1 protein-coding gene is annotated in these 437 nt (G+C 54.0%); it reads left to right on the plus strand.

Features of this window, described 5'->3' with window-relative positions; genetic code table 11:
- Positions 1–8 precede the first annotated feature (8 nt).
- Positions 9–437: alpha-amylase family glycosyl hydrolase (locus NE473_RS30255; protein WP_256265565.1), on the plus strand; the 429-nt coding region annotated here is incomplete at its 3' end.

Here is a 437-nt window from a genome sequence, read left to right on the forward strand (position 1 = left end):
GGGAAGAGGTGTACCGCATCATGAAGTTCTGGACGGATAAAGGAATCGACGGCTTCCGTATGGATGTAATCAACTACATCTCCAAGGTCGCGGAGCTTCCGGATATGCCCGAGGATGGCCCCTCTCTGGCTACACCTTACTTTGCCAACGGCCCGCACGTCCACGAATATCTCCAGGAAATGAACCGGCGCATCCTGAGCCATCGGGATTTCATCACAGTCGGAGAGATGGTCTCCGTCACCACGGACCAGGCGCGCCTCTATACTCACGAAGACCGCCATGAATTAAACATGGTCTTCACCTTCGAGCACATGTACCTCGATGCGGTCGGTAAAGACAAATGGCAGATCCGCCAATGGAAGCTGTCTGAACTGAAAGCCGTATTCGGGAAAAGGCAGACCAGCCTGGCGGATGGCTGCTGGAACAGTCAGTACTTA

It is taken from the genome of Hungatella sp. SL.1.14 (assembly GCF_024460495.1).
GTDB classification, from domain to species: domain Bacteria; phylum Bacillota; class Clostridia; order Lachnospirales; family Lachnospiraceae; genus Hungatella; species Hungatella hathewayi.